Annotated in this window: 17 protein-coding genes; 9 read left to right on the top strand and 8 right to left on the bottom strand. The window is 62.2% G+C overall.

The genetic code is table 11. The features are described 5' to 3' along the window. The first annotated feature begins 55 nt into the window (after positions 1-55). Genes HZ993_RS10890 through HZ993_RS10870 form a run of 5 tightly spaced genes read left to right on the top strand, consistent with a single transcriptional unit; the run spans position 56 to position 8,574 of the window. Positions 56-2,206 carry a peptidase domain-containing ABC transporter gene (locus tag HZ993_RS10890; protein ID WP_209397837.1) on the top strand — a complete coding sequence of 717 codons (2,151 nt, stop codon included), beginning with the start codon at positions 56-58 and terminating at the stop codon, positions 2,204-2,206. Continuing rightward, on the top strand, positions 2,179-3,540 hold the full coding sequence (locus tag HZ993_RS10885; RefSeq protein WP_209397835.1) for an HlyD family type I secretion periplasmic adaptor subunit: 1,362 nt from the start codon (positions 2,179-2,181) through the stop codon (positions 3,538-3,540). Before HZ993_RS10890 ends, HZ993_RS10885 begins: the two co-directional genes overlap by 28 nt. Continuing rightward, entirely contained in the window at positions 3,541-5,427 is a 1,887-nt protein-coding gene (locus HZ993_RS10880; RefSeq protein WP_209397833.1) for an efflux transporter outer membrane subunit, read from the top strand. A 30-nt stretch (positions 5,428-5,457) separates the two neighbouring features. After that, positions 5,458-7,188, top strand: a complete 1,731-nt coding sequence (locus HZ993_RS10875) for a glycosyltransferase (protein WP_209397831.1) — start codon at positions 5,458-5,460, stop codon at positions 7,186-7,188. Positions 7,189-7,197: 9 nt separating this feature from the next. Continuing rightward, the gene (locus tag HZ993_RS10870) at positions 7,198-8,574 is read left to right on the top strand and encodes a methyltransferase domain-containing protein (protein ID WP_209397829.1); all 1,377 of its coding nucleotides are present in this window, start codon (positions 7,198-7,200) and stop codon (positions 8,572-8,574) included. Positions 8,575-8,686: 112 nt separating this feature from the next. Here HZ993_RS10870 and HZ993_RS10865 read toward each other — a convergent pair whose 3' ends face one another. From HZ993_RS10865 to fliE, 8 genes are all read right to left on the bottom strand, one after another. After that, the gene (locus HZ993_RS10865) at positions 8,687-9,592 is read right to left on the bottom strand and encodes a transketolase family protein (RefSeq protein WP_209397827.1); all 906 of its coding nucleotides are present in this window, start codon (positions 9,590-9,592) and stop codon (positions 8,687-8,689) included. A gap of 10 nt (positions 9,593-9,602) precedes the next feature. Continuing rightward, on the bottom strand, positions 9,603-10,406 hold the full coding sequence (locus HZ993_RS10860) for a transketolase (protein WP_245213907.1): 804 nt from the start codon (positions 10,404-10,406) through the stop codon (positions 9,603-9,605). A 7-nt stretch (positions 10,407-10,413) separates the two neighbouring features. Continuing rightward, complete coding sequence (locus HZ993_RS10855; protein WP_209397825.1) at positions 10,414-11,355, bottom strand: FkbM family methyltransferase; 942 nt, start codon at positions 11,353-11,355, stop codon at positions 10,414-10,416. Continuing rightward, on the bottom strand, positions 11,352-12,422 hold the full coding sequence (locus tag HZ993_RS10850; protein WP_209397823.1) for an NAD-dependent epimerase/dehydratase family protein: 1,071 nt from the start codon (positions 12,420-12,422) through the stop codon (positions 11,352-11,354). The genes HZ993_RS10855 and HZ993_RS10850 overlap by 4 nt, the downstream gene beginning before the upstream one ends. Continuing rightward, on the bottom strand, positions 12,422-13,744 hold the full coding sequence (gene rfbH, locus HZ993_RS10845) for a lipopolysaccharide biosynthesis protein RfbH (RefSeq protein ID WP_209397821.1): 1,323 nt from the start codon (positions 13,742-13,744) through the stop codon (positions 12,422-12,424). The genes HZ993_RS10850 and rfbH overlap by 1 nt, the downstream gene beginning before the upstream one ends. A gap of 20 nt (positions 13,745-13,764) precedes the next feature. Continuing rightward, positions 13,765-14,853 carry a CDP-glucose 4,6-dehydratase gene (rfbG, locus tag HZ993_RS10840; RefSeq protein ID WP_209398416.1) on the bottom strand — a complete coding sequence of 363 codons (1,089 nt, stop codon included), beginning with the start codon at positions 14,851-14,853 and terminating at the stop codon, positions 13,765-13,767. Further along, positions 14,850-15,623 carry a glucose-1-phosphate cytidylyltransferase gene (gene rfbF, locus HZ993_RS10835; protein WP_209397819.1) on the bottom strand — a complete coding sequence of 258 codons (774 nt, stop codon included), beginning with the start codon at positions 15,621-15,623 and terminating at the stop codon, positions 14,850-14,852. The genes rfbG and rfbF overlap by 4 nt, the downstream gene beginning before the upstream one ends. Before the next feature lie 104 nt (positions 15,624-15,727). Beyond that, positions 15,728-16,045: a flagellar hook-basal body complex protein FliE gene (gene fliE / locus HZ993_RS10830; RefSeq protein ID WP_209397817.1), complete on the bottom strand. Its 318-nt coding sequence runs from the start codon at positions 16,043-16,045 to the stop codon at positions 15,728-15,730. Between the two features lie 184 nt (positions 16,046-16,229). On the opposite strand from fliE, the gene fliF reads away from it, so the two are divergent. The 4 genes from fliF to fliI are packed head-to-tail and all read left to right on the top strand — an operon-like array spanning position 16,230 to position 21,059. Continuing rightward, positions 16,230-17,930 (top strand): flagellar basal-body MS-ring/collar protein FliF, encoded by a 1,701-nt coding sequence (fliF, locus tag HZ993_RS10825; RefSeq protein ID WP_209397816.1) that lies wholly within the window; start codon positions 16,230-16,232, stop codon positions 17,928-17,930. Between the two features lie 21 nt (positions 17,931-17,951). Then, on the top strand, positions 17,952-18,953 hold the full coding sequence (gene fliG / locus HZ993_RS10820; protein ID WP_209397815.1) for a flagellar motor switch protein FliG: 1,002 nt from the start codon (positions 17,952-17,954) through the stop codon (positions 18,951-18,953). Further along, a complete protein-coding gene (locus HZ993_RS10815) occupies positions 18,953-19,654 on the top strand; it encodes a flagellar assembly protein FliH (RefSeq protein ID WP_209397814.1) in 702 nt (233 codons plus the stop codon). Before fliG ends, HZ993_RS10815 begins: the two co-directional genes overlap by 1 nt. Continuing rightward, positions 19,641-21,059 carry a flagellar protein export ATPase FliI gene (gene fliI / locus HZ993_RS10810; protein ID WP_209397813.1) on the top strand — a complete coding sequence of 473 codons (1,419 nt, stop codon included), beginning with the start codon at positions 19,641-19,643 and terminating at the stop codon, positions 21,057-21,059. Before HZ993_RS10815 ends, fliI begins: the two co-directional genes overlap by 14 nt. Positions 21,060-21,063 lie beyond the last annotated feature (4 nt).

The following is a 21,063-nucleotide window of genomic DNA, read 5'->3' as shown; positions in this document are numbered from 1 at the left end:
TGAGCGGGTCTCAACTGGATTCCACTGGCGTTGTCCCCGAAAGCTCCTCTCTGCAATGGCTGAGCAAAAATCACATTCTGTTGTGCAGTGCCTCACTGCCATTGCGCAGCACCATGGCCTGCAGGTCAACCCTGAGCGCTTGATTGAAGAGCATGCCCTGCCCGACGAAGAGCCGCGCCCAGCCTTGGTGATCCGCATGGCGGCCGGTATCGGGCTCAAAGGCCAACTGGCAAAACTGACCTGGAAAGGCCTGTTTGCGCAGGAAGGCGTGTTTCCCTTCATCGGCCTGCTGAAGGATGGCAAGGCGGTCATCATTGTGGGTGTGCGTGCCGGGGGGGATGGCGCCGAGGGCGAGGTTGCAGTCCTCAACCCGCTGATTCCCAAGGCTTCGGTCCACTACCTGAACAAGGATGTCTTCACCGACAACTGGAGTGGGCAGGTCATCCTGCTCAAACACACCCATGCGCTGACCGACCCCAAGCAGCCCTTCAGCTTCCGCTGGTTTATCCCGGAGATCCTGAAGCAGAAGACCGCCTTTAGGGACATTGCCATTGCCGCCGTGGCGCTCAGCATCTTGTCCATGGCGTCGCCCATCTTTTTCCAGTTGGTGATCGACAAGGTGTTGGTGCACCAGAGTGTCTCCACATTGTGGGTGTTGGCGGCCGGCATTCTGGTGGCGCTGGGTTTTGAGACGGTGTTCTCCTATGTGCGCCAGCTGCTGCTGCTCTCGGCCACCAACAAGATTGACATGCAGATCACCCGGCGCGCGTTCGGCCACCTGCTGTCGTTGCCCATTGACTACTTTGACAGTACCTCGGCTGGTGTGGTGGCGCGTGTCATGCAGCAGTTGGAGGCCATACGCGGCTTCCTGACTGGGCGTCTGTTCTTTACCTGTCTGGACACGCTGACCCTGCTGATCTACGTGCCCCTGCTGTTTTCGTATTCGGTCAAGCTGGGTTCCATCGTGCTGGTGTTTGCCATGCTGATTGCGCTCATCATTGCCGGCCTGCTGCCTACCTACCGGCGCCAGCTGGACACACTGAATGCTGCCGAAGGCGCCCGCCAGGCTTTGCTTGTGGAGACCATCCACGGCATGCGTACCGTCAAGGGCCTGGCAATTGAGCCGGCCCAGCGCCGCGCCTGGGACCAGTTGTCCGCGCAAACCATTACCTCGCACTTCCGTGTGGCCAAGACCGCAATGACCGGCAATGCGATGACGGAATTCCTGGGCAAGTTGTTGCCCATCGTGGTCATTGTGGTTGGCGCACAGGGTGTGTTCGACCAGACCCTGACTGTGGGTGCGCTGATTGCTTTCCAAATGTTCTCCAGCCGGGTCATGGGCCCGCTGACACAAATCGTCGGCCTGATCAACGACTACCAGCAGACCGCAGTGTCGGTGCGTATTCTGGGTGAGGTCATGAACCGTCCGTCAGAGGGCCGTGGCGGTGGTGCTGGTCTGCGGCCGACCTTGACGGGGGAAATCAGTTTTGACGACGTGACCTTCCGTTACCCCGGCGCCAATGTGGCAGCACTGGACAAGACCACGTTCACCATCAAGGCCGGCACGGTGGTCGGCATTGTGGGGCGCAGCGGCTCCGGCAAGTCCACGCTAACCAAGATCATCCAGGGTATGTACCCGGTCGCTGAAGGTATTGTGCGGTTCGACGGTGTGGATGCGCGCGAGATTGAATTGGCGCATTTGCGCCGCCAGGTCGGCATCGTGATGCAGGAGAACTTCTTGTTTCGCGGCTCCGTGCGCGACAACATCTCCATCGCCAAACCCAGCGCCTCGTTCGAAGAAATTGTCATCGCCGCGCAGATGGCCGGTGCCGACGAATTTGTGGAACGCCTGCCTCAGGGCTACGACACCATACTCGAAGAAAACGCGTCCAACTTGAGTGGCGGCCAGAAGCAGAGGTTGTCTATTGCCCGATCACTGTTGCTCAAGCCCCGCGTGTTGATCCTGGACGAAGCCGCCAGTGCGCTGGACCCCGAGAGTGAAGCCATTTTCATCCGCAATCTGGGCAAGATCGCCGTAGGCCGTACCGTCATCATGATCTCGCACCGCTTGTCCACTTTGGTCAATGCCGACGCCATTTTGGTGATGCAGCAGGGCAAACTGGCCGACAGCGGCCGCCACGAAGAGTTGCTCGCCAAGAGTCAAACCTACCAACAACTATGGCATCAGCAGACAAGCCACCTGTAGCGCAGAGCAAGGGCGGGTCTGACAAGACCGCCATTGACTTCCTGCCGGACGCCGACGAGATCGAGCGGCGCCCGTTGCCGCCCATGGCCCGCATCACCGTGCACTTGTTGGTTGGCGCGCTGCTGAGCTTTTTTGCCTGGGCCTGGATATCCGAGGTTGATCTGATCGTCACGGCACGGGGACGCCTGGTGACACCATTGCCCAACATCGTGGTCCAGCCGCTGGAGACCTCGATTGTGCAGACCATCGATGTGCGGGCCGGTCAGGTGGTGCGCAAGGGTGACCGCCTGGCCACGCTGGACCCCACCTTTGCCGCCGCTGATGGTTCCCAACTCAAGAGCAAGCTCGACAGCCTGAACACCCAATGGGCCAGCCTGGATGCGGAACTCTCGGGTGAACGTATGGAGCGTCCCGGCGCGGAGTCACCCGACAGCAAGATTCAGTCGCGCTTGTCCAAAGAGCGGCAGTCCAGTTACCAGTCGCAGATTCGGCGGCAAACGGAGTCAATTGCCAAACTGCGCTCGTCATTGGAGACCGCACGGCGCGACGAAGAAGGCCAGCAGGCGCGGGTCAAAGGCCTGAAAGAAATGGAGGTCATGACCGCGGACCTGGTCAGCAAACAATTGGCGGTGAAAAGCCGCCTGCTGGATGTGCGTGACCGCCTGATGGAAGCTGAGCGGGGCACCGAGCTGGCGCGCAACCGCCAGATTGAGATCCGCCGGGAACTCTCGGCGCTGGAGGCTGAGAAGGCCGCGTATGAGACCGGCTGGCGGCAAAAGATGCTGGAAGAGATGCTGGCCGTGTCCCGCGAGCGGGACGCCGTCAGCGACCAGTTGCAAAAAGCCAATTTGCGCCAGAGCAGGGTGATTCTGACCGCCCCGGCGGATGCTGTGGTGCTGGAGGTAGCCAAGCTGTCCGCCGGCTCAATTGTCAAAGAGGCAGAGCCCTTCTTCACGCTGGTGCCCATCAGCGAGACCTTGGAAGCCGATGTGCAGATCGACTCGCTGGATGTGGGTTACATCAAGATTGGTTCCAAGGCCAACGTCAAGATCGATGCTTATCCGTTCCAGAAGCACGGCACCCTCGACGGATCACTGCGCACCGTGAGCCAGGACGCCTTCCGCCGGGACAACGTGGCCCAGGCCGGCTTGGACGCCTACTACGGGGGGCGCATCACACTGGGCGGCGCCAAACTGCAAGACATGCCGCCCAATGCCGCCTTGCTGCCGGGCATGACGCTGACCGCCGAGATCATGGTGGGCAAGCGTTCGGTGTTGTCGTATTTGCTGTGGCCGCTGACCAAAGCCGCCAAAGAGTCCTTGAGGGAGCCGTAAATGAAATCCCGCACATCCACGCACCGTTCGCAGGTTTCAGGGCGCCGTTGGGCTGCATGGGGTGCTGTAACGGCGCTGTGTGTGTTGACGGGCTGTGAGAGCACTGGCCCCAAGGTGGATGCCAATACCTTTCCCATTCCCAGCACCTACCGCAATGCCTTGGCCAGCGAACAAGGGGCACCAGTTGCCACCGCACCTGCCGCGGTGCGAGCAGACTGGTGGACGCAGTACGGCAGCGAAGAGTTGAACCGCCTGGTGGACCGCGCATTGGCCCATAACGCCGACCTGCGGGTCGCCACGCTGCAGGTGGTGCAGGCCAAAATCCGCGCCGACCAGGCCCGCGCCGGCCGCTGGCCCAGCCTGACCGCGCCGGTGCGTGCCGTGGTGCAAAGCCAGGGCAGCAACACCGAATCGCAGCAAAATTCGCAGGCGGGCCTGGCGGGCACCTTCCGCGTGGATGTCTGGGGCGAGCAACGTGCGCTGGTGGACTCGGCTGACATGCAACTGGTGCGCGCCGTGCACGAGCGTGAAAACGTGCAGCGCAATACCATCGGTGCCCTGGTCAACGCCTACATTGCCTACCTGTCGGTCAGCGACAGCATGCTGATCGCCCGGGAGAACGAGGCCGTGGCCGCGGACATACTGCGCAATGTGGAAAAACGCATGGCGCTGGGCGATGCCACCGCGGACGACCTGGAGCAGCAACGTGCGGTGTTGTTCAGCCAGCAGGTGGTCTTGCCCGGCCTGGAAAACCAGCGGGAAGACCTGCGCAATACCATCTCGCGCCAGGTTGGCGCCTTGCCCGGTCACCTCGTGCTGTCCGAAAAAGGCTTGGACGCCTTGCAACTGCCCGCAGTGCAAACCGGTCTGCCATCGGCCCTGCTGCTTGGCCGGCCCGATATCCGCATGATGGAAGCCCGCATGCGTGCGGCCAATGCCAACATCGACATAGCCCGTGCCCGTCTGTTGCCGGCGATCGACCTGTCTACCCAGGTGGGCTTCAGCGGCGCAAGCGTGGCCAGCCTGTTCCAGCCGCAGAGCTTTCTGGTCAGCACGGCCGCGGCCCTGGTCATGTCCATCTTTGACGCCGGGGTGAAGCGTGGCGAACAGGCCTTTGCCCAGTCCTACTACGAAGAGATGGTGGAAACCTATGGCAAGACCGTGCTGCAGGCGGTGCGCGATGTGGAGGGTGCACTGGCCAATCTAAAGACCACCGGCCGTCGGCTGGAGGCACAAAAAGCCGTAACACGGTCTGCTCTCAATATTTTCAAGATCGGCAGCAATGCCTTTGCGGTGGGCGCCATTGACCAGTCCGGCTTACTGGAAAGCCGCAAGAACTACCAGCGCAGCGCGGACGAAACCCAGCGCGCCAAGGCCGAACTGCTGCGTGCCTATGCCAACCTGTCGTACGCCCTGGGCCTGGGCGCCGTACTGAACGAAGCGGCCTACGAATTTGCGCCAGGCAAACACCTGCAGACCACCTTTGCCGGCGACCTGCGGGTGGGCCCGGTGGATGGCAGGCCGGTGCTGCTGGCGGATGCGCTGACCCCCTCAAACGCCATTGGCCAGTGGGAGGTAGAGCTGCCAGGTGTGTTCCACCGCAGCAGCCTCTTGCCCCTGTGGCGTGACCTGGATGCGCGGTACACCGGCGGCACTGGTGCAGGTGGTGATGCCGCCAAACCCTGGATCCGCGCCGCCCACCTGGACCACATAGACGGTGGGGCCCAGGCCGGAGAGGCCTGGTACCGCGTATTCGTGACCGGGTTCAAAGAGCAAAAAAACACCGCTGGCTACTGCGATACTCTGCTGCAAGCGGGGCAGGGCTGCAAGGTGGTGCCAGACCCGCGTGGTGGACAAAAAAGCTCGTTCTTGGGAAGGTCGCAGTAAATGGTTGTCAGCACACAGAAGCAAAAACACATGCCGCAAGCGCCCGCCAACGCCCAGGGCGGCGGCGGTGGTTTTCCGGGGCATGGACTGCCCTTGGTCAGCCTCTTGATACCCACCCACAACCGGCCCGACTACGCCGAACTGGCGTTGAAAAGCGCGCTGGCGCAGACCTACCCGCATATCGAAATCATCGTCAACGACAACAGTGACGATACGCTGACACAAGAGCGGTTTGCGCCGTATCTGGAGCGCCACCCGCATATCCATTACGCGCGGGTGCCGGGCTGCGGTGTGATGGAGAATTTTCAGTACTGTTATGCCCGCTCCACCGGCGAGTATGTCAATTACCTGATGGACGACGATCTCTTCCACCCGGAAAAAATCCAGAAGATGATGTCCTTCATGCTGGCCAAGCCCAATATTGGACTGGTCACATCTTTTCGCCAATTGATCGACGGCAGGGGCGCCGAGATGGCCCCCATTTCGGGCACGGAGCGCAAGTTCGAAGTGGACACGTTGATCGAAGGGCGCTCGCTGGGCACCACCATTTTGTCCAATGGACTGAACATGATTGGCGAACCCACCACGGTGCTGTTTCGCAAGAGCGACGTAGGCCCGGTGTTTGGACGCTTTTTGGGCAAGCAGTACACCACCTTGTCGGACGTGGCCACCTGGCTGGCGGTGCTGGCACACAAGGACGGCGTCTACCTGCCCGAGGCACTGAGCTACTTTCGCATCCATGGCGGACAGGACCAGCGCAGCAATGGCATCAAGATCAAGGCCAATGTGGAGTGGCTGGAGCTGTTTTGTGATGCCCACCAGAACAGAAAATTCTTGCCCGACCAGCCCACCGCCCATGAGCTGCTCAGCTCCAAGCTGGTGACCTGCATCTGGTTTCTGCTGTCGGTGCGCGACGAGGTCAAGGCCGGCGCCTACCCGCTGGAGCGGATTCAGGCGGTGCTGCAGCAGGCAACATCCATATTGTTTGCAAGCGGCGCCAAGCCCCAGGGCCCATCTATAACCCACATATCCACAGGAGCGACGATGGACCCACAGGCCAATGGCAGTGTATTGATCGACTTTTTCGAAAACCACGAACACCGCATGATCCACAAGTGGATGCATTACTTCGAGATCTACGAGCGCCATTTCTCGCAGTTCCGCAACAAGCCCATGTCCCTGCTGGAGTTTGGTGTGCTGCACGGCGGCTCTTTGCAGATGTGGAAGCATTACTTTGGCCCCCAAGCCAAGATTTTTGGTGCCGACATCAACCCGCGCTGCGCCGAACTGGCCGAAGACCAGATCAGTATTTTGCTGGCCGACCAGGAGAGCCGCGCGTCCTTGCAAAACATCTGCAAGACCCTGCCCCCGTTTGACATCATCATCGACGACGGCGGCCACACCATGCTGCAGCAAACCACCACCTTTGAAGAGATGTGGCGCCAGCTGAAGATTGGCGGCATCTACCTGATTGAAGACATGTTGACCAGCTATTGGCCCTCCTTTGGTGGCGGCTACAAGGACCCGGTCAACTTTGTCGAATACACCAAGAACCTGATCGACCAGCTCCATGCCTGGCACGCCGTGCCCAACAGCGGCCTGACCGTCAACGAATTCACGCGCACCGCCTTTTCCTTGCACTACTACGACAGTGTGCTGGTGATCGAGAAGCGCGCCATGCAGCAGCCCCAGGTGCGGATGAAGGGTAAGCCCTCATTCCCGCTGGCACCGGCCGAGCAGGCGGTGTACGACAAGGGCTGAGCGCGGCCCATGGATATCCAGAGCATCCCGCTGGTCTCCGTCTCCTACAACTCGGCGGAGTTGGTGGACGAACTGTTGCGCACCTTCCGCCAGTTTTACGCCAACCCGGTCACTATCATCGACGGCTCCAGTGCAGAACACGCCCCGGCCATCGCCGCCGTCTGCGCCCAGTATCCAAACGTCAAGTTCATCCACTTCGACTACAACATCCACCATGGCCCCGGCATGCATGGGGCCTACCAGAACCTGGACCTGCAAGGCCCGGTGCTGGTGTTGGACTCGGATGTGATTGTGCTCAAGGCCGGCCTGGTGGAGGCCCTACTGGCAGAACTCAAGCCTGGCATGTACGGCGTCGGTTACGTCAACCATGTCAACGAAGGCGGCTTTGACGTCACCTATGAAGACGGCGCGGTGCGTTACCTGCACCCGGCCTGCATGTTGTGCAATATCGAGGTGGTGCGCCAGTGGCCCATGCCCACAAAACACGGTGCACCCAACATCGAGCCCATGCTGGCTATCCACCGCGCGGGCCAGCACCAGCTGATACAGGGCATAGACTGGGTCAAGGAAGACTTCTCGCTCACCTTTGAGCCCAAGCACTATTTGCGACACGATTGGCAAGGCACGGTCAAGCGCACCGGCGGCTACCACCTGGAAGAATGGCAAAGGAGCGTCATGGAAAAGCAGCTACAGCAACAGAGCACTAACCCTTCCCCGGCAGCAGCGCCTGATGAGCCCACCAATTACAACCGTGACCTGCTGCCACTGATCCCGCCCAATGCCCGTGGCGTGGTGGAGGTGGGTTGCAACAATGGCGCCCTTGCCCGTGCCTACAAGGCCATCAACCCGGCCTGCAAATACACCGGCATCGAGGTCGACGCCGGCAATGCCGAAGGCTCGCGCCGCTATTGTGATGAAGTCCTGCTGATGGACATCGAAAGCGTGGACGAATCCTTCTACGCCAAATATGCAGACTACAACGTCTGGATTTTTGGCGACGTACTGGAGCACCTGCGTTACCCCTGGGAGGTGTTGGCCCGCATCCGCCGCAGCATGCCGGCCGACGGTTGCGTGATTGTCTGCCTGCCCAACGCCCAACACTGGAGCGTGCAGGCCAAGCTGGCCGTGGGTGACTTCCGTTACGACGCAGGCGGCCTGATGGACCGCACCCACATGCGCTGGTTCACCCGTGCCACGATGCTGGAGATGTTTGCAGGCGCAGGCTTCAAATTGGAGGTCGGCTTCCCCCGCATCTTTGGCGAGCTGAAAAACGAACACATCATTGCCGCCATCCGCTCCATGGCAATGGGCGTAGGTGCAGACCCCGACCTGGCCGTGCAGGACAGCTTGCCCATGCAGTACGTGGTGAAGGCAGTGCCGGCTTGAAGCTGGTGCAGTTCATTGAACATGCTATGTATTAAGTAGCATGACAGTGAGTAAATACGGGGGCTAGAGGCGCATTTTGCTTAATGCCATTGCCTTGGAAGCCTCTTGCCACTCAAACCGGCGGAACCGCTCCCAGCCCACCTAGCGCATTGAGCATGGCCTGTGAGCCCACCGTTCCACACACCGCTGGACTCAATGCATGGGCCCGCAGCCGCGTCTCCACACCCGGCTGCCCCACCACAGCCTCCATCAGCCAGGACCCAAAGCCACCGTCGCGCAGGTGGTCTTCCAGTGTTTCCACCACTTCAAAGGGTTGCACGGCGGCGATCTGGTCCGGTTTGCTGGCCATGCTCCATAGCGGCATGCTGTGCACGCTGTGCCGGCGATACTGCGGTGCGCTGCGCCAGCCCATGGCGATGCCCATCGCGGCGCCGGTGGAGAGCAGGGTGGAGCGGCCATCGCCGCCGTCCGTTCCATCGACCACCTTGAGCCACTTGCCGGGTGCCACATCGGGCACGGCGTTGTGGAAGTTGGGCTCACCGGCCTTGCCCAGGCGCAGGTACGACGGTTGCGGGTTGGCGGCCAGGTAACGCATGCAGGCGCGCACCTCCATCGGGTCGCCGGGGGCGGCGATCAGCAGGTTGGGAAAAGAGCGCATCAGCGCGTAGTCCTGTACCGCGTGGTGCGAATAGCCCAGTGCACCATAGGCCAGCCCGCCACCGACCGAGACCACGGTGACCGGCAGGCGGTGGTAGTCCACGTCGTTGCGGATCTGCTCGGCGCAACGGAAGGTCGGGAAGTTGGCAATTGAGTAGGTGAAGACGTGATAACCCTCGGACGCCATGCCGGCGGCCAGGCCGGTCATGTTCTGCTCGGCCACACCGGCGTTGATGAAACGGTCCGGGAAGCGGTCGGCAAAGGGCTCGACCACGGAGTAACCCAGGTCACCCACCACCAGAGCGATGTGCGGGTACTGGGTGGCCAGGCTGACGAGTTCTTCGATAAAGGCGTTGCGCATGGTGGTTGCCTCAGCCTTCTAGTTCGGAAAGGGCCTGCGCCAGTTGCTCGGCGTTGGGCGTGCTGTAGTGCCACTTCACGGTGTTTTCCATGTAGCTCACGCCTTTGCCCTTGGTGGTGTGGGCGATCAGCATCGATGGCTTGCCATTCGTCCAGGGCGTGGAGCCCAGCGTGCTGGCAAGGGCCACGTGGTCATGGCCATCGACCTCGCGCACACTCCAGCCAAAGGCGGTGAACTTGTCGGCCAGCGGCTCGATACGCAGGGTCTGGTCCACGGTGGTCAGGCTCTGCAGCTTGTTGTAGTCGATGATGGCCACCAGATTGTCCAGGCCGTGGTGGGCGGCGAACATCATCGCCTCCCAGTTGCTGCCTTCGCCCAGCTCGCCGTCGCTCAGCAGCACAAAGGTCTTCCAGTCGGCGCGCAGGCGCTTGGCGGCCAGTGCCTTGCCCACGCCAAAGGGCAGGCCGTGGCCCAGCGAGCCGGTGGAGAACTCAACCCCGTTGGCCTTGTGGCTGATGTGGTTCATCAGCACCGAGTCGTCCTGGCCATAGGTCAGCAGGTCGTCGGCGCTCAGAAAGCCGCATTCGGCCAGCGCGGCGTAGACGGCCACACAGGCGTGGCCCTTGCTGAGGATGAAGCGGTCGCGCCCCGGCGCCTTGGGCTGTGCCGGGTCAACGTTGAGCACCTGGTCGTAGAGCACGGCGACGATGTCACAGATGGACAGCGCGCTGGCGATGTGGGAGGCCTTGGCCCGGTGCACCATTTGCAGTGCCTGGATGCGCATGCGGCGGGCGAGTGGGGTGGTGTCCGTCACGGCAGTGCTACCCGGCGAGCGTCGTCAGACGTTGGATGGTGTCGGCATGTTTCTGAGCGTGCAGAAACGCGTAATTGGTTTCCGGCGTGTCGTCGGTCACCTCGGTGATGCGGCGCACACCGGCCTCGCCCACGGCAAAACATTGGTAGCCCAGCTCGGCAAAGAAGGCCAGCATGTCGTTGGGGTGGTAACCGAAGGGCTTGGACCACTTGCGCAGCAGCTCGGCAAACACAATCGGCTGGTGCTGGGCCAGCGTGGCACGCCCACCGCGGAAGACCAACAGCTCTGCACCTTCCACGTCGCATTTGATGAAGTCGGGCACCACGTTCTGGTTGGCGTTCCACTGGTCCATGGTGAGCGTCAACCCGACCACGCGCTGGGCGTCCTGCGCACCGGCCACGTTGAGCAGGGATGCATTGGTGCCCGCAGCGGGGGAGATGAAAAAGTCCACCGTGCCGCTGGTTTCCGACAGGCCATAGTTGAAGCAGCTCACCCGGTCCCCGACGGCATTGGCCGCCACATTGCGCTGCAGGAAGGCGTGGCTGGTGGGCAGGGGCTCGAAGGCGTAGACCCGCGCCTGTGCAAAGCGCTTGGCAAAACGGATGGCGTACAGGCCGATATTGGCGCCCACGTCCAGGATGTTGCGGGCGTTGGCGGCCAGCAGGTCCATGACCCGCGTCTCAGCCGGCTCGTAGTGGTTGAAGTTCATCACCTCGATCGGGGCCACGCGGGCTTCGTTCTCGGGGGCGTAGAGGCGGATACGCTCCTCGCCCAGCACAAAGGACACGCCGTCGGCGGTAATCAGGATTTCCTTGACGTCGGTGCTGCGGGTGATGTTCACATACTCGAACAGCGTCTTGTGCGTTTCCAGTGCCGTGCGGATGAAATCGGGCTTGGATAAAGTGCCGGCTTGGAACTGGTCCTTGAGTGCGGCGAGAGTGGATTTCATGCGGTGTAGGCCTCAATCATGCGCCGGAATCCGGCTGCGGGGTCAATCTGCGCGGACCAGCCCAGGGCATGCAGGCGTGCCACGTCGGGCACCAGGCGGCTGTAGGCGCTGGGGATGTAGCCCGGGCTGTCGGGACTGTGGCGGCGGTCCACGGCGAGGTGTTTGGCGGGGTACAGACCCACCAGCAGTTCGGCCAGTTCCATCACCGACAACTCGCCGGCCGGATTGGCCACGTTGTAGGGATGGGCAGGTGTGCCCTTGAGCAGTACGCTGAAGAAGCCGGCAATGGCGTCGGACGCGTAACAAAACGCGCGGCGCGCGCTGCCGTCGCTATGCATGACGATGTTCTCGTTGCGCAGCACGTTGAACACAAAGTCGGCAAACACACGGCCGTCATTAGCCTGCAGGCCCGGGCCATAGGTGTGGAAGGGCCGCACGATGAAGCTGGGAATGCCGTACTGCTGGTGCCAGGCCAGGCACATGGTCTCGCCCATGCGTTTGCTTTCGGCATAACAAGCGCGCACCGTGGCGGGGTCCACGCTGCCGTAATGGGTCTCGGCCAGCGTGGCGTCGCCGGCCACCGCGCCATAAACCTCGGAGCTGCTGACAAACAAGAAACCTTTGGGGGCCTTGGCGCGGCGCAGCGCTTCCAGCAAGGCCGCCGTGCCGATGGTGTTGGGCAGCAGCGTGCCCACCGGGTCGCTGCCATAGAAGCGCGGACTGGCCTGGCTGGCGGCGTGCAGCATGTAGTCGATGTCGCCCACGTCGGGGACGCCAATCGTGTTCAGGTCCCAGGCCAGGGGGGTGAAATGGGGCGAGGCGGACAGGTCGGCCAGGCTCTCGTGCACACGCGCGGCGTTGCGCACCAGGCCGACCACCTGCACCGGTTCATCCACCTTGCCCAGGGCGTGCAGGCCCAGCAGCGTGCGTGCCAGGTAACCGCCCAGAAAGCCGCCGGCACCGGTGACCAGCACCCGCGCGCCGGAGAGCTGGTGCCAGGGCAGGTCGCGCGCCGCGATGGCGGCGACGTCTGCGTCCCAGGTGGCATACATGCGCGCCAGGGTCATCAGAAATTGACTCCGAGGTAACTCTCGATCTTGCGGGCGGTGAATTCCATCATCTCCTGGGTGAGGGAGGGTTGCACACCGATCCAGAAGGTGTTGTTCATCACGTTGTCGGTGTTCGTCAGGTCGCCGCTGACGCGGTATTTGGCACCCACCATATAGGGCTGGCGCGTCAGGTTGCCGGCGAACAGCAGGCGCGTGCCGACCTTGTTCTGGTCCAGGTAGGTCAGCAGGTCCAGGCGGCTCACGGGCGCGTTGTCCTTGAGGGTGATCGGAAAGCCAAACCACGAGGGGTCGGAGTGTTCGGTGGCTTCGGGCAAATTAACAAACTCCGCGCAGTCCTTCAAGCGCTCTTTCAGGAAGGCAAAGTTGGCGCGGCGGGCGGCGATGAAGGCATTGGCCTTGTCCAACTGGGCCAGACCGCAGGCGGCCTGCATGTCGGTGATCTTCAGGTTGTAGCCCAGGTGGCTGTAGGTGTACTTGTGGTCGTAGCCGTGGGGCAGGGTGCCAAACTGCTGGTCAAAGCGTTTGCCGCAGGTGTTGTCCTTGCCGGGGGCGCAATAACAGTCTCGGCCCCAGTCGCGGAAGCTCTCGGCAATGCTTTTGAGTTCGTCGTTGTTGGTAAACACGGCGCCGCCTTCACCCATGGTGATGTGGTGGGCGGGGTAGAAACTTAAAGTGGCAATGTCGCCAAATGTGCCCACCATCTGGCCACGGTAGGTGCTGCCCAGCGCGTCACAGCAGTCCTCAACCAGCCACAAGTTGTACTTCTTACACAGCGCGGTCACCACGTCCAGGTTGAACGGGTTGCCCAGCGAGTGCGCCAGCATGATGGCCTTGGTCTTGGGGCCGATGGCGGCCTCGATCTTGCTGGCGTCTATGTTGTGCGTCAGGCGGTCCACATCCACAAACACCGACACTGCGCCGAACTGCAGGATGGGGTTGACGGTGGTTGGGAAACCCGCCGCCACACCAATGACCTCGTCACCCTGCTGGATGGCGCGTGCGCCCAGCCGGGGCGACGTTAATGTGCTGAAGGCCACCAGGTTGGCCGACGAACCGGAGTTGACGGTGATCAGGTGTTTGACGCCAATGAAGGCAGCCAGTTTTTTCTCAAACTCGGTGTTGAAGCGCCCGGTGGTCAGCCAGCCGTCCAGCGAGGCGTCGACCATGTTCTTCAGCTCGGCCGCGTCCAGCAGCTTGCCAGACGGCGGCACAACGGAGGCGCCGGGCAAGAACAGCTCGGGCGCCAGCGCAATGGACGCGTACTCTTCGACCAGTTTGGAAATCTGCTCCCGCAGGGCGTGGGTCTTGGCGTTTTGCATAAGGGGTGTTGTTTCGGAAATCAGTCTGGGCTGGATGCCAATGCTAGCGCCTGGTAGGCGGCTATTTGCGCCAGTGTCGTGGCATGCAGGTCGGCGCCAGCTTGCCGTGCGCGCGCCCAGTCCACGATGAGGCCCAACGCGGCGTCCAGGCGCAGCGCGGGTTGCCAGTGCAGGCGTTGCGCGGCCTTGGAGATGTCGAGCTTGAGGTAATTGGCTTCATGCGGGTGGTTGCCGGCATCCACTTGCCAGGACGCACCCTGGCCCCAACGCTCGGCCAGTTGCCGCACGATCCACTCCACGGGTTTGGCGTCGTCACTGTGGGGGCCAAAGTTCCAGCCCTCTGCAAAGGCCGGACCGTCGGTGCACAGGCGTTCGGCCAGCGTCAGGTAGCCGCGCAATGGCTCCAGCACATGCTGCCAGGGGCGGGTGGCGTGCGGGTTGCGGATGGGTACCTGCTTGCCGGCCTCAAAGGCCGCCAGGATGTCGGGTATCAGCCGGTCTTTGGCCCAGTCGCCGCCGCCAATCACATTACCAGCGCGTGCCGTGGCCAGTGCCACGCCGTGTTGTGCATGCTGGGCCGGGTTGAAGAAGGAGGAACGGTAGGCAGCGCTGACCAGCTCGGCGCAGCCCTTGCTGTTGCTGTACGGATCGAATCCGCCCATGGGCTCGTTCTCGCGGTAGCCCCAGGCCCATTCCTTGTTTTCGTAACACTTGTCGGTGGTGACATTGACCACGGCCCGCACGCCGGGTGTCTGGCGCACGGCTTCGAGCAGATGGACGGTGCCCATGACGTTGGTGGCATAGGTTTCTACCGGCGTGTCATACGACAGGCGCACCAGCGATTGGGCCGCCATGTGGATGACGATCTCGGGCTGGGCGGCCTGCATGGCGCGCAGCAGGGCAGGGAGGTCACGCACGTCGCCGTGCACGGACTGCATGTTCTCGCCCACGCGGGCCACGTCAAACAGGCTGGGCTGGGTGGGGGCACCCAGCGCGTAGCCGGTAACCTGGGCGTCGAGCTGCTGCAACCACAGGGACAGCCAACTGCCTTTGAAGCCGGTGTGGCCGGTCAGGAAGATACGCTTGCCTGACCAGAACGCGGGCTTCATTTCCAGACCTTCCAGGGCGCCTGGCCGCTGGCCCACAGTTCTTCCAGGTGGATCTTGTCGCGCAGCGTGTCCATCGGCTGCCAGAAACCCGTGTGCTGGAAGGCGGCCAGTTGGCCGTCGGCGGCCAGGGTTTCCAACGGGCCGCGTTCCCAGATGGTGTCGTCGCCGCCAATGCGGTCCAGAACCTTGGGAGACAGCACGAAGAATCCGCCGTTGATCATGGCACCGTCGCCCTTGGGCTTTTCCATGAACTTGTTGACCTTGTTGCCATTGAATTCCAGCGCGCCAAAACGACCTGGAGGCAGGGTGGCGGTCAGCGTGGCCTGCACGTTTTGGGCCTTGTGGAAGGCAATCAGTTCGGTGATATTGACGTCGCTGACGCCGTCGCCATAGGTCAGGCAAAAGGCATCGTCGCCCTGGATGTGCTCGGCCACGCGCTTGAGGCGCCCGCCGGTCATGGTGCTTTCGCCGGTGTCGACCAGTGTCACGCGCCAGGGTTCGGCGCTGCGCTGGTGCACGTCCATGGTGTTCTTGCTCATGTCGAAGGTGACGTCCGACATATAGAGAAAGTAGTTGGCGAAGTATTCCTTGATCTGGTAGCCCTTGTAGCCGCAGCAAATCACAAAGTCATTCACGCCATGGGCGGAGTAAATCTTCATGATGTGCCACAGGATGGGCTTGCCGCCGATCTCCACCATGGGCTTAGGCTTGGTGTCGGTCTCTTCGGATATCCGGGTGCCCAGGCCGCCGGCCAGTATCACTGCCTTCATTTGATCCACCTTCACATCGTGTAATTTGCTACTTATTTGATAGCGTTACATCCAGGTTTTACGGGGGCTAGAGCACTATTTTGTTAGTAGGCACTCTGCCAAGCCTAGACCTGCATGTTCATGATGTCAGTGTAAGCCTGAACCATGCGGTTGCGCACATGCAGGCTGGCCTGGAAGCCGATTTGCGCCTTCTGGATCGCCACCATGGTTTCTTCCAGGCTGACCTTGGGGTTTTCCATCTGCACTTCCTTCTGCAGGCGAGATGCCTCGTTCTGCGCCGCGCTGACGGAGCCCAGTGCTGATTTCAGGGCGCCCGAAAAGCCGCCGCCCACACCTTCGGTGCCCGCGGATGCGGCAGGGCGCACGCCGGTGCTGGGGCGCACCGTGGTGGGCATGGTGACGGGGCTGAGCTTGAAATCCATGGTGGATCTCCCTGGTTGTTTGGGGTGCCGCAATCCTATGCCCCGTGCCCGGGGGCCATTATTTTGAATTGGTAGGGAAAGCCGGTGCTTATTACCCTAATGTTTTCGGGTCCGGGTCGAATAATCAATCCCAGTCCCGCGGCGAACCACGCCCCTTTGCATTGGAAATCCACCGGAACACAAAATGTCTGCAGTAGCCACCCTTCCCGTCAATCCCACACTCGCCCAGCGCCTGGCCGGTCTGGAGCAAGGGCAGCGTCTACGCCTGGCCATTGGCATCGTGTTGTTTGTGGCCATTGGTATTGTGGGCCTGGTGATGGGGCGCCAGGCGGAGTGGCGGGTGCTGTACTCCAATCTGGCAGACAAGGACGGCGGTGCCGTCGTGGCCCAGCTGAGCACCTTGAATGTGCCCTACAAACACTCCGAAGGCGGCGGTGCCATCCTGGTGCCCGCCGACCGTGTGCACGATGTCCGGCTCAAGCTGGCGGCCCTGGGCCTGCCCAAGGGCTCGGTCAATGGTTTTGAGATGATGGAGTCCAACCGCTTCGGCATGACCCAGTTCCAGGAGCGGCTGACCTTCCAGCGCGGCCTGGAGGGTGAATTGACCCGCTCCATCCAGGCCCTGTCTTCTGTACAAAATGCGCGGGTGCACTTGGCGCTGCCTAATCAGAACGGATTTTTCCGGGAGCAGCAAAAGCCCTCGGCTTCGGTATTGCTGAGTTTGCACCCCGGGCGCAACCTGGACCGCGCCCAACTGGCCGGTATTGTTCACCTGGTGGCCTCCAGCGTGCCAGAGATGAGCCCAACGGCCGTCAGCGTGCTGGACGACTCCGGCAAGCTCTTGTCCACGCCGTCCGATGGTTCGGGTGGTGTGTTGGGCGTGGATGCCGAGCAACTCAAGTATGTGCGCCAGGTGGAGCAGCAGTACAGCCAGCGCATCCTGGATATCCTGGAGCCCATCGTGGGGCGCGCCAACGTCAAGGCCCAGGTGACCGCCGAGCTGGACTTTTCGCAGACCGAGTCCACCACCGAATCCCACAAGCCCAACCAGACCGCCGACAGCAGTGCCATCCGCAGCCAGCAACTGGTCGAAAGCACCAATGCGGCGGGCAACACCCCGCCCTCTGGCGTGCCGGGCGCCACCACCAACCAGCCACCCGGCGCGGCTGCAGCACCCATCAACGGTGCAGCCCAGACCCTGGCTGCTGGGGCTGCAGGCGGCCAAGGCGCCCTGGCCGGCGGTGGCAAGCGCGAATCCATCATCAACTACGAGGTGGACAAGACCATCCGCGTGGTCAAGGGTGCCTCGGGCCTTGTCAAACGCATCAATGCGGCGGTCGTGGTCAACAACAATGTGACCACCAACGACAAAGGCAAGGTTGTCAGTACACCGCTAACGGACGCCCAGATTGAAAAAATGACAGCCCTGGTGCGCGAAACCGTGGGCTTCAACAAGGACCGTGGTGACTCGGTCAACCTGCTCAACGCGGCGTTTGTGGATGAAAAGGTAGCCGTGTTGGATGTGCCGTTCTACCGCCAGCCCGAGGTCGTGGACCTGGCCCGCAGCTTTGCCTGGCCGCTGGGCACCCTGGCGTTTGGGGCGCTGGTGCTGATGGGTGTGATCCGCCCGGCCATCAAGGCCATGGGTACGGCGCCGGTTGCGGGCGGTGTAGTCGGCAGCGACATGCAAATGAACCAACTCGATGCCATGGAGTCCGACATGCCAGAGCGGCCGCAATTGACGGGGCCTGGCACCGCCAATGATGCGGCCCAGGTCTCTGCCGGGGAGAAGCAACTGGAAGACGCCCGGCAGCTGACACGGGACAACCCGGCCGCGGTGGCGAACATCATCAAAGCATGGATGAACGGCGAGGCACCGGCCTGATGGTCGGCGCACAATAACACCATGGCACAAGACGACGGACTCCAAGACGCTGCAATTCTGATGATGTCTCTGGGCGAGGCAGAGGCATCAGAGGTGTTCAAGCATCTGTCACCCAAAGAGGTGCAGAAGCTGGGCGAGGCCATTGCCAAGACCACACAAATCACCCGCGAGCGGGTCGACGATGTGGTGACGAAATTCACCGGTGTGGCGGCATCGCAGAGTCTGCTGGTGTCCAACTCGGGCGACTATGTGCGCTCGGTGCTGAAGCTGGCCCTGGGTGACGACAAGGCGGCACTGCTGATCGACCGGATTCTGCAGGGCGGCGACGTTTCGGGCATCGAGAGCCTGAAGTGGATGGACCCGCTATCGGTGGCCGAACTGCTGCGCAACGAACACCCCCAAATCGTGGCCGCCATCCTGGTGCACCTGGACTACGACCAGGCCGCCGACGTGTTGAAAAACCTGACCGAACGCCAGCGCAATGAAGTCATGCTGCGCATCGCCACCATGGAGGGTATCCAGCCCACGGCCTTGAAAGACCTGAACGAGGTCTTGTTCAAGGTGCTGGCGGGTGGCGACAAGATACGCAAGTCGTCGCTGGGCGGTATCAAGACGGCGGCGGAAATGATCAACCTGATGGGCACGGCCATCGAAGGCACGGTTATCGAGTCCATCCGCAACCACGATGCAGACCTGGCCCAGAAGATCATGGACAAGATGTTTGTGTTCGACGATGTGCTCAAACTCGACGACAAGGCCATCCAGATGGTGCTGAAGGAAGTGTCTTCCGATGTGCTGATCGTGGCCCTGAAGGGTGCGCAGCCCGAGCTCAAGGAGAAGATTCTGGCCAATATGTCGTCCCGTGCGGCCGCTACGCTGCGCGAAGACCTGGAGTCCCGCGGCCCCATGCGCCTGTCCGAGGTGGAGGCGCAGCAGAAGGAAGTGCTCAAAATCGTGCGCCGACTGGCGGACGAGGGCCAGATTGTCATCGGCGGTGGAGGTGGCGACGACGCCATGGTCTGATGACACGCAGCAACCAAAGCCGTTTTATTGCCAGCGACGACCTCGGCGCCGTGGTCGGTTGGGACTTTGGCCCTGTAGACCAGGCCTCGGTGCGGTTTGCGGCCAAGGTCAAGGCACAGGAAGAGGCCGAGACCCTGGTGCACGATGAGGCGGTGCGCCAAGCCGGCTTCTCCGACGGATTTGCCGACGGGTATGCCCAGGGCCATGCCCAGGCCACGCTGGAGGGGCAGCGCCAGATTACGGAATTTATAGAAAACCAGGGGCAGGATGCCGCGCAACGGTATCTGCAACTGTTTGAGACGACCAACACCCAGCTTGAGGAGTCCCAGCAGGTTATGGCCCAGGGCGTGCTGGAGCTGGCCTGTGAATTGGCACGCCAGGTGTTGCGCCATGAACTGGCCAGCAACCCCAACGCCCTGCAACCCATCATCCGCGAAGCCTTGAGTGTGCTGGCCACCGATTGCAAGGCCGCCCTGGTGCGGCTGAACCCGTTGGACCTGGATGTACTGGAAGAGGTTTTACGGCAGGAGTTCTCCGGTCTTTCGCTTTCGCTGTTGGCAGATGCCAACATCACACGCGGTGGTTGCCTGGTAGAGGCGGCCGGAACCGTTGTGGATGGCACCATAGAAAAGCGCTGGAGTAGGGTGGTTGCCAAGTTGGGCCTGGAATCGGCGTGGGAGGTGGCACATGTCGACGAGTGACACCACCACCCGCTGGACGGAGTATCTGGAGCGCGCCCGCCGCAGTGTGCGCCACGACAGCACACTGGAGGTGCGGGGCACCCTGACCCGGCTGACCGGTCTGGTGCTGGAGGCCAGTGGTATCCGTGTGCCTGTGGGCTCACAGTGTGTGGTCTCCATGAAGGCGCGGGCACCTGTGCTGGCCGAAGTGGTGGGTTTTGCAGGGGACCGGGCGTTTTTGATGCCCGCCGGCGATGTGCAAGGCCTGTCCAGCGGTGCGGGGGTTGCACCCGCTGCCGCCTATATTCCGGTGCCCCGTCTGGGGGAAACGGCCGCGTCTGCCACGGTGTCAGACGCGGGCATGTTGCGCTTGCCGTTGGGCAATGGCCTGCTGGGTCGGGTGGTGGATGCGCAGGGCCAGCCCATGGACCGCCAAGGCCCCATTTCCGAGGTGGCCTCCAAGCCGCTGGACCGCAGGCCTATCAATGCCATGGACCGCGCCCCGGTGCGCCAACCCCTGGACACCGGTGTGCGGGCCATCAATGCGTTGTTGACCGTGGGGCGGGGACAGCGCATCGGCCTGTTTGCCGGTTCTGGCGTGGGTAAAAGTGTGTTGCTGGGCATGATGGCCCGTTACACCGAGGCCGACGTGATCGTTGTGGGCCTGATCGGTGAGCGGGGCCGAGAAGTCAAGGAATTCATCGAGGACATTCTGGGCACCGAAGGCCGCGCACGCTCGGTGGTGGTGGCCGCACCGGCCGATGCACCACCATTGCTGCGCCTGCAGGGTGCGTCGTACGCAACGGCCATCGCCGAGAGTTTTCGGGACCAGGGCCAGCACGTGCTGTTGTTGATGGATTCCCTGACCCGCTACGCCATGGCGCAGCGCGAAATTGCGCTGGCCATTGGCGAGCCGCCCGCTACCAAAGGTTATCCGCCATCGTGTTTTGCCAAGCTTCCTCAGCTGGTGGAGCGCAGTGGCAATGGGCTCAATGGTGTGGGTTCCATCACCGCGTTTTATACGGTGCTGACCGAGGGGGACGACCAGCAGGACCCGATTGCCGACGCGGCGCGGGCCATTCTGGACGGCCACATCGTGTTGTCGCGTTCCTTGGCCGAATCGGGCCACTACCCGGCGATTGATGTGGAGCAATCGGCCTCACGGGTGATGCACAACGTGGTGTCGCGTGAACATTTCGAGCTGGCCCGCCGCTTCCGCGCGGTCTACTCCAAGTATGAGCGGGGCCGCGACCTGATTCAGATTGGTGCCTATGCACCTGGCTCCGATCCGGCGCTGGACGAAGCCATTGCCCTGCATGACAACATGCGCCAGTTTTTGCAGCAAGACATGTACCAGGCGGCGCCGGCGGAGTACGTGCTGGACGAGTTGCTGGCAGCGACCAGCGTTGGCGCGGGGGTTGCATGATGCT

Source organism: Rhodoferax sp. AJA081-3, assembly GCF_017798165.1.
In the GTDB taxonomy this organism is placed as follows: Bacteria; Pseudomonadota; Gammaproteobacteria; order Burkholderiales; family Burkholderiaceae_C; genus Allorhodoferax.
This window is presented reverse-complemented; position numbering and strand designations above follow the sequence as displayed.